The organism is Staphylococcus sp. HMSC055A09 (assembly GCF_001809655.1).
Classification (GTDB): Bacteria; Bacillota; Bacilli; order Staphylococcales; family Staphylococcaceae; genus Staphylococcus; species Staphylococcus capitis.
This window is the reverse complement of the sequence record NZ_KV798353.1, coordinates 80,252-93,157: the sequence shown is the minus strand read 5'-3', so window position 1 is coordinate 93,157 and position 12,906 is coordinate 80,252. Positions and strand designations below refer to the sequence as shown.

The following is a 12,906-nucleotide window of genomic DNA, read 5'->3' as shown; positions in this document are numbered from 1 at the left end:
TTATTTATAAAATTTATTGATTTTAGTTAAGTAACCAAATGTGTTATAAACAAAAAGAATAATTAATATGATTAAGCTCAATGTTTGGTTAATGCCTGTGGAAATTGAGAATAGACCAACGATTAAACACCCTCCAATTATCAATGAGATGTTAACTCTATACAATTTATACATAGCAATTAAAGTGATATGACGTTCACCTTCATCGAATAAATTTAATGTTTTTTCGATATAGTTTTTCTCTCCTAGTTTAGGATATCTAGGATCAAATTTTCGGATGAAAAATCCTATCATCAAAGCTGGAATAATTGTAATAACGTAAGGTATTATCACAAACATTATATTTTTTGCTGACGCATTACCTAAAACAACGATTAAAATAGTTAGTAGACTGATTAGTATTTGTATTGAATAGATAAAGTCACTTTTCATCGATTTTAGATATGCCTTTTTCTCATATAAATCTGCAGACTCATCATCAATGTGATTCCTAGTTTTAACTTTTAAATTGAGTGCATCTTTGTGTACTTTAAATAAATATAAAGTTAGAAGTATATTGATTATTGAAGATATAGTTGCAATTATGATAACGACGTTAGTTTTGGCAAAATGAGTGAATGGTGTCAGACTTAAAATTTTAATTCCGCCGAAAGAAAGACCTATCAATCCTCCAATTATTCCTCCGATAAGTGTTAATAATATGTATCTTCCTACTTTCATAAATCTCCCTCCTCGATGATAAAAATGTTTTCTACTGGTTCATTAAAAATTCTAGCTATTTTGATTGCTGTCAAAATAGAAGGTGTGAAATCATTACGTTCAATTAAAGAAACGGTTTGTCTTGAAATCCCTGCTTTCTTAGCAAGTTGCGTTTGGTTATATCCGTCTCTTGCACGTAATTCTTTAAGTCGATTTCGCAATTTCTATCAACTCCTTACATCAATAACATATATTACTTTAGTCAAATTGACGCGCATTAATGTCAAAACATTTAAGTTAATTTAAATGTCTGCTAAAGGTTTAAGAGGGAAAGGGATTGTCTTTACTCGAACTAAACGAGCGATTGTTAAAGGAATATTGCTGTTACATTTAATTTAAAAAATGTATTCAATTAATTGTAATGTTTATTTACATTTTTTCGCTAATAAATTAAAACAAATGTATTTTGGAAATGTATATATTTTGTTAATATATATCTATTGTTATGAAATGCAGGAGGTGCAAGTGGTGAGTTTTTATAACTTCATGAAAAACTATGAAGGTGAGAAAAGTCATTTTGGCGATTTATTTGAAGGTATGAAAGATATTGATTTTCCTGAAGATATCTCTACCCCTAGAGACATCATTGAAAGATTTCATCATTGGCTTGAAGAACCAAGTTTACATGATACAATTCATCAGGCTATTGAAACGTATCAACAGAAGTAATTAGTTTTTATCATCACTATTAATATTTATTGAAAATGAATTCTCTAAAAGTAAAGAGACTTAACAAAGTATTTAAGTGATGTGTATAAAAGACTTTCAGGGAGTGTTGAGTATGAATAATTTACACAATATTCGAGAAAAAAATAATTTAGAAATTAAAGAGCTTGTAGAAGACTTAAACAAGAAATTTGGTACTAAATATGAAGTTCATCATATTTGGGAATGGGAAAATGGTAAGAACGAACCCAAAATGGAAGATGCACTTGTTTTAAGTAAGTATTTCGATGTACCTCATCAAGAGTTTTTAGATAGTGAAATGAAAAAGCTAAAAGATTCAGTTGATGATGTTTCAATTAATAAGTAATAAGGCAAATGTAAAGGAAAGTAAGTATATACTTCTCAATTCATAATAATCAACAATAGTTCTCACCTTATATTCATAACATGATATGTAAAATCGAGAAGAAATAGCTATATGAGTTTATAATAATGCGGTCAGTCTACCCGGCCGTGTTAAACTCTGCTATTTCTTCTTAATTTTTTATTTAATTTTCAATAATTTGAATTAAATTACCACAAGTATCATCAAAGATAGCCATTCTGACGCTACCCATCGTGGTAGGTGTAACTTTAAAGTTAACATTTGATTCTAATAACGTTTCATATGTTTGTTGTACATCTTTAACACCAAACATTGTAATTGGAATCCCAGCTTCATATAGGCGCTCTTGATAGTCTTTAGAAATGGGATTGCCGTTTGGTTCTAGAATTAATTCTGTACCATCTTGATGTGTTGGAGAGACAAGTGTTAACCAGCGAAATCCCTCTCCGACAGGTTCATCGCGTTTTTTCTTAAAGCCTAACACGTTTGTATAAAATTGTAATGCTTCTTCTTGATTTTCAACGAATATACTATTTGCAATAATATCCATATATTTCTCCCCCTTTATCTACTTTTTAAATAATTCCCTTATATTTTTTGTGTTATACATAATATTGGATGATTAATTAAGGTAATATTTCATGAAAGGTCAGTCTTAAAATGACAAGTTAAACGTTTTAATCATGTTAAATCATTTTTATCTATTTAGAGATGTATTGTTTCTGGAAAATTAAAGCTAAATTTTGGTACTATTGTCAGTAATGAGTGGGAACGCGCGATGTATGAATACATACTTAAATCGTACCTTAAAGAACAGTAATTCAGGTGAAATTCATATTTAATATATAGACGTTTTACTGTTTTATAGATTAGGGAAAATTACATGAGACTGACATGTGGTTCGACCCCCATTTTCAGAATAAAAAGATAAATAATAAGGAGATGAATAATACATGACACGAGTAGTTCTAGCAGAAGCATATCGTACACCTATTGGCGTATTTGGAGGCGCATTCAAAGATGTACCTGCATATGATTTAGGTGCAACAGTCATCAAGCACATCGTTAAAAATACAGGTATAGATTCAAATGAAATCAATGAAGTGATTATGGGCAATGTCTTACAAGCAGGACAAGGACAAAATCCTGCTCGTATTGCTTCTATTAAAGGAGGATTATCTGAAGCAACGCCGGCATTTACTCTGAATAAAGTGTGTGGTTCTGGGTTGAAAGCAATTCAACTTGCATATCAATCTATCGTAGCTGGTGATAATGAGGTTGTTATTGCAGGTGGCATGGAGAGTATGTCGCAATCACCTATGTTATTAAAAAATGGTCGCTTTGGCTTTAAAATGGGCAATCAAGCATTAGAAGATAGCATGGTAAGTGATGGTTTAACTGATAAATTCAATGATTACCATATGGGAATTACTGCAGAGAATCTAGTTGAAAAATATGGCATCAGTAGAGAGGAACAAGACCAATTCGCAGCCCAATCACAACAAAAGGCGGCGCATGCACAAGAAACTGGTGGATTTGACGCTGAAATTGTACCGGTTGAGGTACCTCAACGTAAAGGTGATCCTATTATTGTTTCGCAAGATGAAGGTATCCGCCAAGGCACAACAGCAGATAAGTTAGGTAAGTTACGTCCTGCGTTTAAAAAAGATGGTTCAGTGACAGCTGGTAATGCGTCCGGTATTAACGATGGTGCGGCTGCGATGTTAGTGATGACTGAAGAGAAAGCAAAAGCCTTAGGTGTTAAGCCGATTGCAATTCTTGATAGTTTCGGCACGAGTGGCGTGGATCCATCAATCATGGGTATTGGTCCTGTTGAAGCGGTTCGTCAAGCATTGAAGCGCTCGAATAAATCAGTTTCAGATATTGATGTTTTCGAATTAAATGAAGCCTTTGCCTCTCAATCATTGGCAGTTGATCGCGAACTTCAACTACCACAAGATAAAGTAAATGTGAAAGGTGGCGCAATTGCGCTAGGTCATCCTATCGGTGCATCAGGTGCGCGTATACTTGTAACGTTATTACATCAATTGAACGAAACCACAAAAACGGGTATCGCTTCATTATGTATTGGTGGAGGACAAGGTATCGCTACTGTTGTCTCTCACTATGAGGAGGGATAATGCATGGGTAAAGTCATTACGAATATTGAATCTGCCTTTGAACATTTAGAAGACGGCATGACTATACTTGCTGGTGGGTTTGGTCTATGCGGCATTCCCGAACACAGTATTGCAGCTATTCAAGCACGTGGTACTAAGAGACTCACTGTTGTTAGTAACAATTGTGGTGTAGACGACTTTGGCCTTGGTGTGTTACTTCAGGATAAACAAGTGGACAAGATGATTAGTTCTTATGTAGGTGAAAATAAATTATTCGAACAGCAATTTATCTCAGGTGAGTTAGACGTAGAGCTTACGCCTCAAGGGACATTAGCAGAAAAATTACGTGCAGGAGGGGCGGGGATTCCCGCATTTTACACTGCCACAGGTGTAGGTACTGAGATTGCTGAAGGTAAAGAAACATGCGTATTTAATGGCCGTGAGTATGTCATGGAAGAAGCGATTCAAGGAGACTTTGCCATCGTAAAAGCTGATATAGCGGATACAGCTGGAAATTTAATATTTAATAAAACAGCACGTAATTTTAATCCATTATGTGCGATGGCTGCTCAGACAACCGTTGTTGAAGTAGAGAAAATTGTTGATGTTGGTGAAATTGATCCTAATCAGGTGCATCTCCCAGGTATCTATGTAGATTATATTTTCGAAGGTGAAAATTTTGAAAAACGCATCGAAAAAAGAACGCTAAGGGAGGGTTAAACGCATGACTGAATTAACACCTAAAGAGAAAATCTTGCTACGTGCAGGACGTGAAATTAAAAGTGATATGTACATTAATTTAGGTATTGGTATGCCAACATTGGTAGCGAATGCGATGCCTGAAAGTGTAGAGAATGTTTATTTTCAATCGGAAAATGGTTTACTAGGTATAGGCCCTTATCCGACTGAAGACGAGCTAGATCCAGACTTGATCAATGCAGGCAAAGAAACAGTGACAGTCGCAAAAGGGGCGAGTTACTTCGATAATGCGGAGTCATTTGCGATGATTCGAGGTGGACATATAGATTTAGCAATTTTAGGCGGCATGGAGGTTTCTGAAACAGGCGATTTAGCGAATTACATGATTCCTGGCAAACTCGTCAAAGGTATGGGAGGCGCAATGGATTTAGTTGTTGGTGCTAAAAAGGTTGTGGTGATTAAGTTCCATACCAATAAACATGGTGCGTCAAAGGTGAAAAAGCAATGTGATTTACCATTAACTGGTGCGGGTGTTGTATCTAGATTAATTACCGATTTAGCCGTATTTGATTTTATTGATGGTCAGATGCGTTTGGTTGAGTTACAAGATGGTGTGACACTTAAAGAAGTTGAAGATAAAACAGAAGCACACTTTGTGAATTGTTTGAAGTAAATGCGACTGTGAAGGGGAAGTTTAATTAAGACGCCTCTCTTTCTGGTTTTCATCATTTTAATACTGATTTGAAAAATTAATAGCTACATTATAAAAGCTTTAAGTGATACTCTACTACGATATCACTTAAAGCTTTATTATATTTATTAAAATAGGAAGGTTAGATTGGGCGATGACGTAATGAATGGCTCTTTCATTACGATTCGCGCATGTAACTCATGGCAAAAGGTGATGTGCGATCTTAATTTTTGTTAAGGCTGTGTTGCACCTTGAGTTATGAATCTTTGGCAAGCCGGCTCAAAGCTTACCAAAGTGTTTGAGTATGTTACTTTAGATGATTGATATACTCGATAGTTGATTGTTTTAAATAGAATCGCTCAAATCTTTTTACTTTTATGGTTTGATTGCGAATGCTCTGACAGGGAAGCCGGGTGCATTTTTAGGTTTAGGACTTATTGCGTAAATAATGGCCCCTCTTGTAGGAAGTTGATCTAAGTTTGTTAATAATTCAAGTTGGAATGTATCTTTACCTAGAATATAACGTTCTCCTACAATATCCCCATTTTTAGCAGTATCAACTGAGGCATCGGTATCAAACGTTTCATGGCCTATAGATTTTACGCCACGTTCTTCAATAAGAAATTTTAACGCATCTAAACCCCAACCAGGTAAATGTTGGTTGCCGTCGGAGTCCTTATTTTCAAACTGATCTATATCTGGCCAACGTTTAGACCAATCTGTACGGAGTGCGACGAAGGTACCGGCTTCAATTTTGCCGTGCTGACTTTCCCATTCTTCAAGGTGTTGTCGTGTCACGATGAAATCTGCATTCTCTGCAACCTCTTTAGAGTAATCTAAGACAATAAGTGGTAATACTAGTTCTTTCAAGTCTAACTCTTCTAAATATCTCTTATTTTCCACAAAATGAATAGGCGCATCGATATGTGTACCATATTGAGTAACGATATTCCATCGTTGAACGTAAAAACCATGATCTTTGACGTTAAAGAGTGTTGAAACTTCGCCTTTTTCAAACTCACTAAAGCGAGGAATGTCTGGATCGAACGTATGAGTTAAGTCGACCCATTGGGCCTCTTTAAGTTGATTGAGTTGCTCCCATAAAGGATAGTTTGTCATAACCATCACCTCTGAATGATATTAAGCTATTGTTGCATCGTTGTCTTGGCGTTTCTTCTTAACGGCATTAACTAAAACTGTTAAGGCATCTTTCACTTCGTCTTCTTTACGCGTTTTAAGACCACAATCTGGATTTACCCAGAATAATGAACGATCGATTTGCTGTAAAGAACGATTAATTGCTGTTGTAATTTCTTCTTCAGTCGGAATACGTGGACTATGAATATCATAAACACCTAATCCGATACCTAAATCATAATTGATATCTTCAAAGTCTTTGATTAAATCACCATGACTACGTGATGTTTCAATTGATATAACATCAGCATCTAAGTCGTGAATAGCATGAATGATTTGTCCGAATTGAGAATAGCACATATGTGTATGAATTTGTGTTTCATCATGAACGGACGATGTTGCTAACTTGAATGAGTTGACGGCATCTTTCAAGTATTGATTATGATATTCAGAACGTAATGGTAAGCCTTCACGTAATGCTGGTTCGTCTACTTGAATAACTTTAATGCCTGCTTCTTCAAGCGCTAAGACTTCTTCATCAATAGCTAATGCAATTTGATCTTGAACAACTTTACGTGATACATCTACACGTTCGAATGACCAGTTAAGAATTGTTACTGGTCCAGTTAACATACCTTTGACTGGCTTATCAGTTAAGCTTTGTGCATAGACTGTTTCTTTAACAGTTAAAGGTTCAGTCCATTTTACATCCCCGTAAATCACAGGTGGTTTAACTGCACGAGAGCCATATGATTGCACCCAACCAAACTTAGTTACTAAGAAGCCTTGAAGTTTTTCACCAAAGAATTCAACCATGTCATTACGTTCGAATTCACCATGCACGAGGACGTCTAAACCGATGTCTTCTTGGATTTTAATCCAACGTGCAATTTCATTTTGTAGGAACTCTTGATATTCAGCATCTGTAATGCGACGGTTCTTCCAATCTGCACGATATTTACGTACTTCACGTGTTTGAGGGAATGACCCGATTGTTGTAGTTGGTAAATCTGGTAAATTTAGACGTGCATATTGTTTTTGTTTACGTTCTGAGAATGGTGATTTACGACTTGTAGGAACGCTATCAAAGTCATACTCAAGGTTTTTGAATGATTGGCTTTGGAAACGTTCGTAACGTGCTTTGAGCTCGTCATATTTTGCGCTATCATTATTGTTGAATAAACGACGTAATGCATCTAATTCGTCTAACTTTTCAGTAGCAAAACTCAAACCTTCGGCAATAGATTCATCTAACGTTTCGTCATCTAATGAGACTGGCACATGTAGGAGAGAGGACGATGGTTGAATTACTAATTGATTAGTATATTGTTGCAACGTTTCAATTAATTGCTTTTTAGCTTCAATATCTGCAGTCCACACGTTACGACCATCAATAATACCAGCATAAAGTGACTTGCTTGAGTCGAAATCTCCTGATTCAATTTGTTTTAAGTTATAACCATTGTCATGAACAAAGTCTAAACCTAATCCGCCAACTGGTAATGAACTTAAGAATTTTAAATGCACACGTTCGAAGTAAGTTTGGATGACTAACTTTTCACCTAAGCCCGCTTGAGCAAAATATTCATAAGCTTCTTTTGTAATATCCTCATAGCTCTCGCTATCGTCAGTTACTAAAATAGGTTCATCAATTTGAATGTATTCAGCACCAGCTTGAATCAATGATGATAAAACTTCTTTATAAAGTGGAAGCAATGTTTGAACTTTTTCTTCAAATGATTGGTTGCCACCTTTAGAGAGTTTGACGAATGTGATAGGTCCAACAATCACAGGGTGAGCATTCACATTAATAGATTGAGCATATTTGAATCGTTCTAATAATGTATTTTTCTCAACTTTTGGTTCTACATTGTCCCATTCCGGTACGATGTAATGATAGTTTGTATTAAACCATTTAATTAGTGCACTCGCTACATGTTCCTTATTACCGCGGGCGATATCAAACAATAAATCGTCATCGACTTCACGACCTTGGAAACGTTTAGGAATAATATTGAATAGTAGAGATGTATCAAGAATATGGTCATATAATGAGAAGTCTCCAACTGGAATACTATCTAAATGATAATTCTTTTGAAGTAATAGGTTTTCTTTGTGTAAATCAGTAAGTGTTTGATCTAATTCAGCTTTATTAATTTTTTTAGCCCAGTAACTTTCGATAGCTTTTTTCCATTCTCTTTTTCTACCTAATCTTGGGAATCCTAAGTTTGAAGTTTTAATTGTTGTCATAATATTGCCTCCTTATTAGCAGTAATTGATTTAGAGTATGCTGCGAGTTCTAGTGAGTAATCCACCTTCTGGAATGGTGTAATAATGTATAAACCATTAAAATATTCATGCACTGTATCGATTAATTCTTTTGAAAGTCGTAAACTTAACTCTTTCGTTTTTTCTTTATCATCTTTAACAGCTTTGAATTGGTTCAATACATCTTCTGACATCTTTATGCCTGGCACTTCGTTATGTAAGAAAAGTGCATTATTATAACTAGCGATAGGCATAATGCCAATGAAGAACGGTGTATTTAAATGTTTCGTTTCTTCATAAACTTGTTTAATTTTTTCTTTGCTGTAAACGGGTTGTGTAATGAAATAGCTCATGCCACTTGCGACTTTTTTCTCAAGACGCTTTACGGCGCCGTCTAGTTTACGTACGTTTGGATCGAACGCACCTGCGATGTTGAAGTTTGTATGTTTCTTCAGCGCATCACCATCTGTATTAATACCTTGGTTAAATCTCAATGCGAGTTCCGTTAAACCTTTTGAATTTACATCGTAGACATTGGTTGCTCCTGGTAAGTGACCTACTTTAGAAGGATCTCCTGTAATTGCTAGAATTTCGTTTACACCAATGAGTGATAATCCTAGAAGGTGAGATTGCAGGCCGATAAGGTTTCGGTCGCGACATGTCACGTGAACGAGTGGTTCGATATCATATTGTTGTTTAATAAGACTTGCGGCTGCAATATTGCTTACTCGAACCGTTGCAAGTGAATTGTCAGCTAATGTGACGGCATCGATACCTGCTTCATCGAGTTTGCCTACATTTTCAAAGAAGGTATCTGTATCTAAGTGCTTAGGAGTATCAAGTTCCACAATGACCGTTGGACCATTCTTAACTTTAGAAGTCAGATTCTGTTTAACCACTTTCGTAGGTTTGTGATTAGATTTCTTCGTGATTGGAACGACCTTCTTGTCTTTTATAGGTGTTAAACCTTGAACAGCAGTCTTAATGTAACGAATGTGCTCAGGTGTCGTGCCGCAACATCCGCCAATTAATCTCACACCTTCATTAATTAATTTTTGTGCTACATCTCCGAAATATTGGGCATTATCACTGTATTTAAATTCACTGTTTTCAATATCTAAGAGACTCGCGTTTGGATAACACGATAAATAGGCATTATCCGGAAGTTCTATATGTGAAAATGAACGCTGCATATGGTGTGGACCATGGTGACAATTGAGACCTACGACATTAGCCCCACATGCAACCAGTTGTTTAAGAGCGTCATTGATTTCAGTACCATCAACAAGATAGTTCGTATTTGAAGCGGTCAACTGTGCGATGATAGGAATCTCATACTTTCGACGTGTGGCGACAACAATACTTTTTAATTCGTCTAAATCGTAGTAGGTTTCAAATAGTAGCGCATCTACGCCCTCGTCAATCAAAGTATCAATTTGTAATTCGGTGTGATATTGAATCGTAGACAAACTGATGTCATCTTGTCTGACACCTCTAAAGCCACCTACAGTTCCTAAGATGAATGTGTCATGATGCGCTGCACGTTTTGCAATTTGAACTGCTGCTTTATGAATTTCTTTGACACGATGTTCTAAGCCGAAAGTTTTTAACTTTTCAAAGTTAGCACCATACGTATTGGTTTGAATGACGTTTGCACCTGCTTCAATATAAGAGCGATGAATACGTTCTACCTTATCAGGGTGGGTTAAGTTATATGCTTCAGGGCAAGTGTCGAGCCCTTCTGAATAAAATATTGTTCCGATAGCTCCATCAGCTACCAAAACGTTGTTCTGCAATTGGTTCAGAAATTGACTCATTGAAAGCCTCCTTTAAAGCGTAGTTAATATCTGCAATGATTTCTTCTGGGTCCTCTAGTCCTACACTTAAGCGAAATAAACCGAAAGTAATGCTTCTCTTATTTCTTATTGCCTCAGGAACAGCTGCGTGAGACATTGTGGCTGGGTGGGAAAGGATTGTTTCAACTCCGCCAAGACTGACAGACACAAGTGGTAAAGTTAGAGACTCTACAAAGGTTTGTGCCTTTGATTCGTCTTTAAGTCTGAAGCCAATGACAGCACCACCGGTTGAAGCCTGTCTTAAATGTGTTGGATTATTTCCTGGGTAATATACTTCAGCAATTTCGTTACTTTGACTTAAGAACTTAACTAAACGTTCGGCATTTTCTACAGATTGTTTAAATCTTACAGGTAATGTTTTAAGATGCTTTGCTAACGTCCAACTATCATGAGCTGAAAGCGCCGTACCAGTACCGTTTTGTAAGAGGTAAAGGGCATCTGCAATATCTTTACGATTAGTGATCGCTGCTCCAGCAATAAGATCACTATGACCACCTAAAAATTTAGTAGCACTATGTACTACAATATCTGCTCCTAGAGCTAAAGGAGATTGACCAAGGGGTGTCATAAAGGTATTATCTACCGCTAAGAGTAAGTTGTTTTGTTTGGCTATTCTGGCTACTGCACGAATATCCGTAATTTTGAAAAGTGGGTTCGATGGCGTTTCCACATATATGAGTTTTGTATTTGATTGAATTGCATTTTTAATTTCTAGAATGTTTGTCGTATTTACCGTCGTAAATTTAATGTTAAAACGATTTAATATTTGTTCAGTAAGACGAAATGTGCCACCATAAACGTCATCAGGAAGAATTACATGATCGTCTGATTTGAGTGTAAGTAAGACAGCAGTTATGGCTGCTATACCTGAGGCATATGCGAAAGCATATTTTCCACCTTCTAAACGTGCTAATTTTTCTTCCAAAAGTGTACGGTTTGGGTTTCCACTTCTTGCGTAGTCGTATTGTGCATTCCCACCAAGTACTGTTTGGTGAAATGTTGAAGAATCATATAAGGGTGGATTTGCTGAGTGATAATCCTGTCCTCTACGTGAATCAAAGATTACTTCTGTCTCTCTAGATAAACTCATGAAATCACTCCTACTTTAGAATTTTCTAATGCTTGAATAATATCTGCTTCAATATCTTGATAATCTTCAATGCCAACTGATAGTCGAATCAGGTGTTCGTCTATTCCTCGTTTATCTTTTTCAGCATCAGGCATATCTACATGTGTTTGTGTATATGGGAAGGTGATAAATGTTTCTGTACCTCCTAAACTTTCTGCGAATATGCAAATGTCTAAATTTTCCAAAAACTTAGCGACGCTAAAAGCCTTATTGAGTCTTAAACTAAGCATTCCTGTACGGCCACTATAGAGGACTTCGTCTATGGATTCTGAATGACGACAACGTTCAGCCAGTCGTTGTGCATTCTCTTGAGAGCGATCGATACGAAGATGTAATGTCTTAAGTCCTCTTTGAAGTAGATAACTGTCTAAAGGTGATAACGTTGCGCCAATCATATTATGGAATTGTCCAAGTTGTTCAGCCAAGCGTTCATCTTTCACAGTTACGACGCCGGCTAATACATCGTTATGTCCACCAATATATTTCGTTGCTGAATGTAAAACGATATCTGCACCTTCTTCAAGAGGTGTTGATAGATAGGGCGTTAAGAACGTATTATCAATGATTGTTAATAAATTGTGTTTTTTACTTAGAACATAATACGGCTCGACATCAATTTCTATCATTTGTGGATTGGAAATCGGTTCAATAAATAAAGCTTTTGTTTGTGGAGTTATATTTTTTTCAACATCTTCATAATCTAAGAAATCAACGTATTTAAATTTCACGCCATATTGTTGTTCGTAGAAATCGAATAAACGGAAAGTGCCTCCGTATAAATCAAATGCTACGAGCACTTCATCCCCAGGTTTGAAGATGTTACAAACGAGTTGGATTGCTGCCATTCCACTAGAAGTGGCAAAAGATGCAATGCCTTTTTCCAGTTTGGCAAATGATTCTTCGAACGCTGTGCGAGTTGGGTTCTTAGTGCGTGTATAATCATATCCTGTTGATTGACCTAGATGAGGATGTTGATATGCAGTAGATAAATAAATTGGATTGGCAATAGCGCCGGTATGATCCTTTGTTAGAGCAATTTGAGCTAATTCAGTATCCTTCATTTCTAGACCCTCCTAATTAAATAAATAAAAAAAGCTTCCGTCCTTTAAACCCGATTCATTCGGATGTAAAGGACGAAAGCTTAAGTTTCGCGGTACCACCTTTGTTTGTCACTTTATTGCTAAAGTGACCTCTAC

The 12,906-nt window shown here is 36.2% G+C and carries 13 protein-coding genes and 1 other annotated feature (1 of these 14 running past the window's edge); of the genes, 5 read left to right on the top strand and 8 right to left on the bottom strand.

Translation table 11 applies throughout. The features are described from left to right. Together HMPREF2642_RS01710 and HMPREF2642_RS01705 are read right to left on the bottom strand one after the other, a co-directional pair. Entirely contained in the window at window positions 1-720 is a 720-nt protein-coding gene (locus HMPREF2642_RS01710; protein WP_030061364.1) for a DUF3169 family protein, read from the bottom strand. Further along, window positions 717-920: a helix-turn-helix transcriptional regulator gene (locus tag HMPREF2642_RS01705; RefSeq protein ID WP_002434049.1), complete on the bottom strand. Its 204-nt coding sequence runs from the start codon at window positions 918-920 to the stop codon at window positions 717-719. The genes HMPREF2642_RS01710 and HMPREF2642_RS01705 overlap by 4 nt, the downstream gene beginning before the upstream one ends. A gap of 307 nt (window positions 921-1,227) precedes the next feature. Between HMPREF2642_RS01705 and HMPREF2642_RS01700 the strand changes: the two genes are divergently transcribed. Together HMPREF2642_RS01700 and HMPREF2642_RS01695 are read left to right on the top strand one after the other, a co-directional pair. Beyond that, on the top strand, window positions 1,228-1,428 hold the full coding sequence (locus tag HMPREF2642_RS01700) for a YozE family protein (protein ID WP_016898412.1): 201 nt from the start codon (window positions 1,228-1,230) through the stop codon (window positions 1,426-1,428). Between the two features lie 112 nt (window positions 1,429-1,540). Further along, window positions 1,541-1,792, top strand: coding sequence for a helix-turn-helix domain-containing protein (locus tag HMPREF2642_RS01695; RefSeq protein WP_002469649.1), 252 nt, complete (start codon window positions 1,541-1,543; stop codon window positions 1,790-1,792). 181 nt (window positions 1,793-1,973) lie between these two features. Here HMPREF2642_RS01695 and HMPREF2642_RS01690 read toward each other — a convergent pair whose 3' ends face one another. Then, complete coding sequence (locus tag HMPREF2642_RS01690; protein WP_002434067.1) at window positions 1,974-2,360, bottom strand: VOC family protein; 387 nt, start codon at window positions 2,358-2,360, stop codon at window positions 1,974-1,976. A 403-nt stretch (window positions 2,361-2,763) separates the two neighbouring features. Here HMPREF2642_RS01690 and HMPREF2642_RS01685 point away from each other — a divergent pair, with 403 nt between their 5' ends. The 3 genes from HMPREF2642_RS01685 to HMPREF2642_RS01675 are packed head-to-tail and all read left to right on the top strand — an operon-like array spanning window position 2,764 to window position 5,302. Beyond that, window positions 2,764-3,951 (top strand): acetyl-CoA C-acetyltransferase, encoded by a 1,188-nt coding sequence (locus HMPREF2642_RS01685; protein ID WP_030061361.1) that lies wholly within the window; start codon window positions 2,764-2,766, stop codon window positions 3,949-3,951. Between the two features lie 3 nt (window positions 3,952-3,954). After that, window positions 3,955-4,650, top strand: coding sequence for a CoA transferase subunit A (locus tag HMPREF2642_RS01680; protein WP_070597596.1), 696 nt, complete (start codon window positions 3,955-3,957; stop codon window positions 4,648-4,650). Between the two features lie 4 nt (window positions 4,651-4,654). Then, entirely contained in the window at window positions 4,655-5,302 is a 648-nt protein-coding gene (locus tag HMPREF2642_RS01675; protein ID WP_030061357.1) for a 3-oxoacid CoA-transferase subunit B, read from the top strand. 393 nt (window positions 5,303-5,695) lie between these two features. On the opposite strand, the gene HMPREF2642_RS01670 is transcribed toward HMPREF2642_RS01675, so the two are convergent. From HMPREF2642_RS01670 to HMPREF2642_RS01650, 5 genes are read right to left on the bottom strand one after another with little or no spacing between them, the layout of a single operon-like run. Next, entirely contained in the window at window positions 5,696-6,439 is a 744-nt protein-coding gene (locus tag HMPREF2642_RS01670; protein ID WP_002454405.1) for a cyclase family protein, read from the bottom strand. Between the two features lie 21 nt (window positions 6,440-6,460). After that, on the bottom strand, window positions 6,461-8,707 hold the full coding sequence (gene metE / locus HMPREF2642_RS01665) for a 5-methyltetrahydropteroyltriglutamate--homocysteine S-methyltransferase (protein ID WP_070597594.1): 2,247 nt from the start codon (window positions 8,705-8,707) through the stop codon (window positions 6,461-6,463). Beyond that, window positions 8,704-10,542 (bottom strand): bifunctional homocysteine S-methyltransferase/methylenetetrahydrofolate reductase, encoded by a 1,839-nt coding sequence (locus tag HMPREF2642_RS01660; protein WP_070597592.1) that lies wholly within the window; start codon window positions 10,540-10,542, stop codon window positions 8,704-8,706. The genes metE and HMPREF2642_RS01660 overlap by 4 nt, the downstream gene beginning before the upstream one ends. Further along, window positions 10,496-11,671 carry a cystathionine beta-lyase MetC gene (gene metC, locus HMPREF2642_RS01655; RefSeq protein ID WP_070597591.1) on the bottom strand — a complete coding sequence of 392 codons (1,176 nt, stop codon included), beginning with the start codon at window positions 11,669-11,671 and terminating at the stop codon, window positions 10,496-10,498. Before metC ends, HMPREF2642_RS01660 begins: the two co-directional genes overlap by 47 nt. After that, window positions 11,668-12,771, bottom strand: a complete 1,104-nt coding sequence (locus HMPREF2642_RS01650; RefSeq protein ID WP_030061346.1) for a PLP-dependent transferase — start codon at window positions 12,769-12,771, stop codon at window positions 11,668-11,670. Before HMPREF2642_RS01650 ends, metC begins: the two co-directional genes overlap by 4 nt. Before the next feature lie 65 nt (window positions 12,772-12,836). Continuing rightward, window positions 12,837-12,906, bottom strand: a binding site (T-box leader); it runs 343 nt beyond the window's last position.

What these genes read in the sequence shown, in the direction of transcription:
- HMPREF2642_RS01650 (WP_030061346.1), bottom strand. Translation starts at nt 12,771, where the DNA reads ATGAAGGATACTGAATTAGCTCAAATTGCTCTAACAAAGGATCATACC.
- metE (WP_070597594.1), bottom strand. Translation starts at nt 8,707, where the DNA reads ATGACAACAATTAAAACTTCAAACTTAGGATTCCCAAGATTAGGTAGA.
- HMPREF2642_RS01695 (WP_002469649.1), top strand. Translation starts at nt 1,541, where the DNA reads ATGAATAATTTACACAATATTCGAGAAAAAAATAATTTAGAAATTAAA.
- HMPREF2642_RS01710 (WP_030061364.1), bottom strand. Translation starts at nt 720, where the DNA reads ATGAAAGTAGGAAGATACATATTATTAACACTTATCGGAGGAATAATT.
- HMPREF2642_RS01685 (WP_030061361.1), top strand. Translation starts at nt 2,764, where the DNA reads ATGACACGAGTAGTTCTAGCAGAAGCATATCGTACACCTATTGGCGTA.
- HMPREF2642_RS01675 (WP_030061357.1), top strand. Translation starts at nt 4,655, where the DNA reads ATGACTGAATTAACACCTAAAGAGAAAATCTTGCTACGTGCAGGACGT.
- HMPREF2642_RS01690 (WP_002434067.1), bottom strand. Translation starts at nt 2,360, where the DNA reads ATGGATATTATTGCAAATAGTATATTCGTTGAAAATCAAGAAGAAGCA.
- HMPREF2642_RS01660 (WP_070597592.1), bottom strand. Translation starts at nt 10,542, where the DNA reads ATGAGTCAATTTCTGAACCAATTGCAGAACAACGTTTTGGTAGCTGAT.
- metC (WP_070597591.1), bottom strand. Translation starts at nt 11,671, where the DNA reads ATGAGTTTATCTAGAGAGACAGAAGTAATCTTTGATTCACGTAGAGGA.
- HMPREF2642_RS01680 (WP_070597596.1), top strand. Translation starts at nt 3,955, where the DNA reads ATGGGTAAAGTCATTACGAATATTGAATCTGCCTTTGAACATTTAGAA.
- HMPREF2642_RS01670 (WP_002454405.1), bottom strand. Translation starts at nt 6,439, where the DNA reads ATGACAAACTATCCTTTATGGGAGCAACTCAATCAACTTAAAGAGGCC.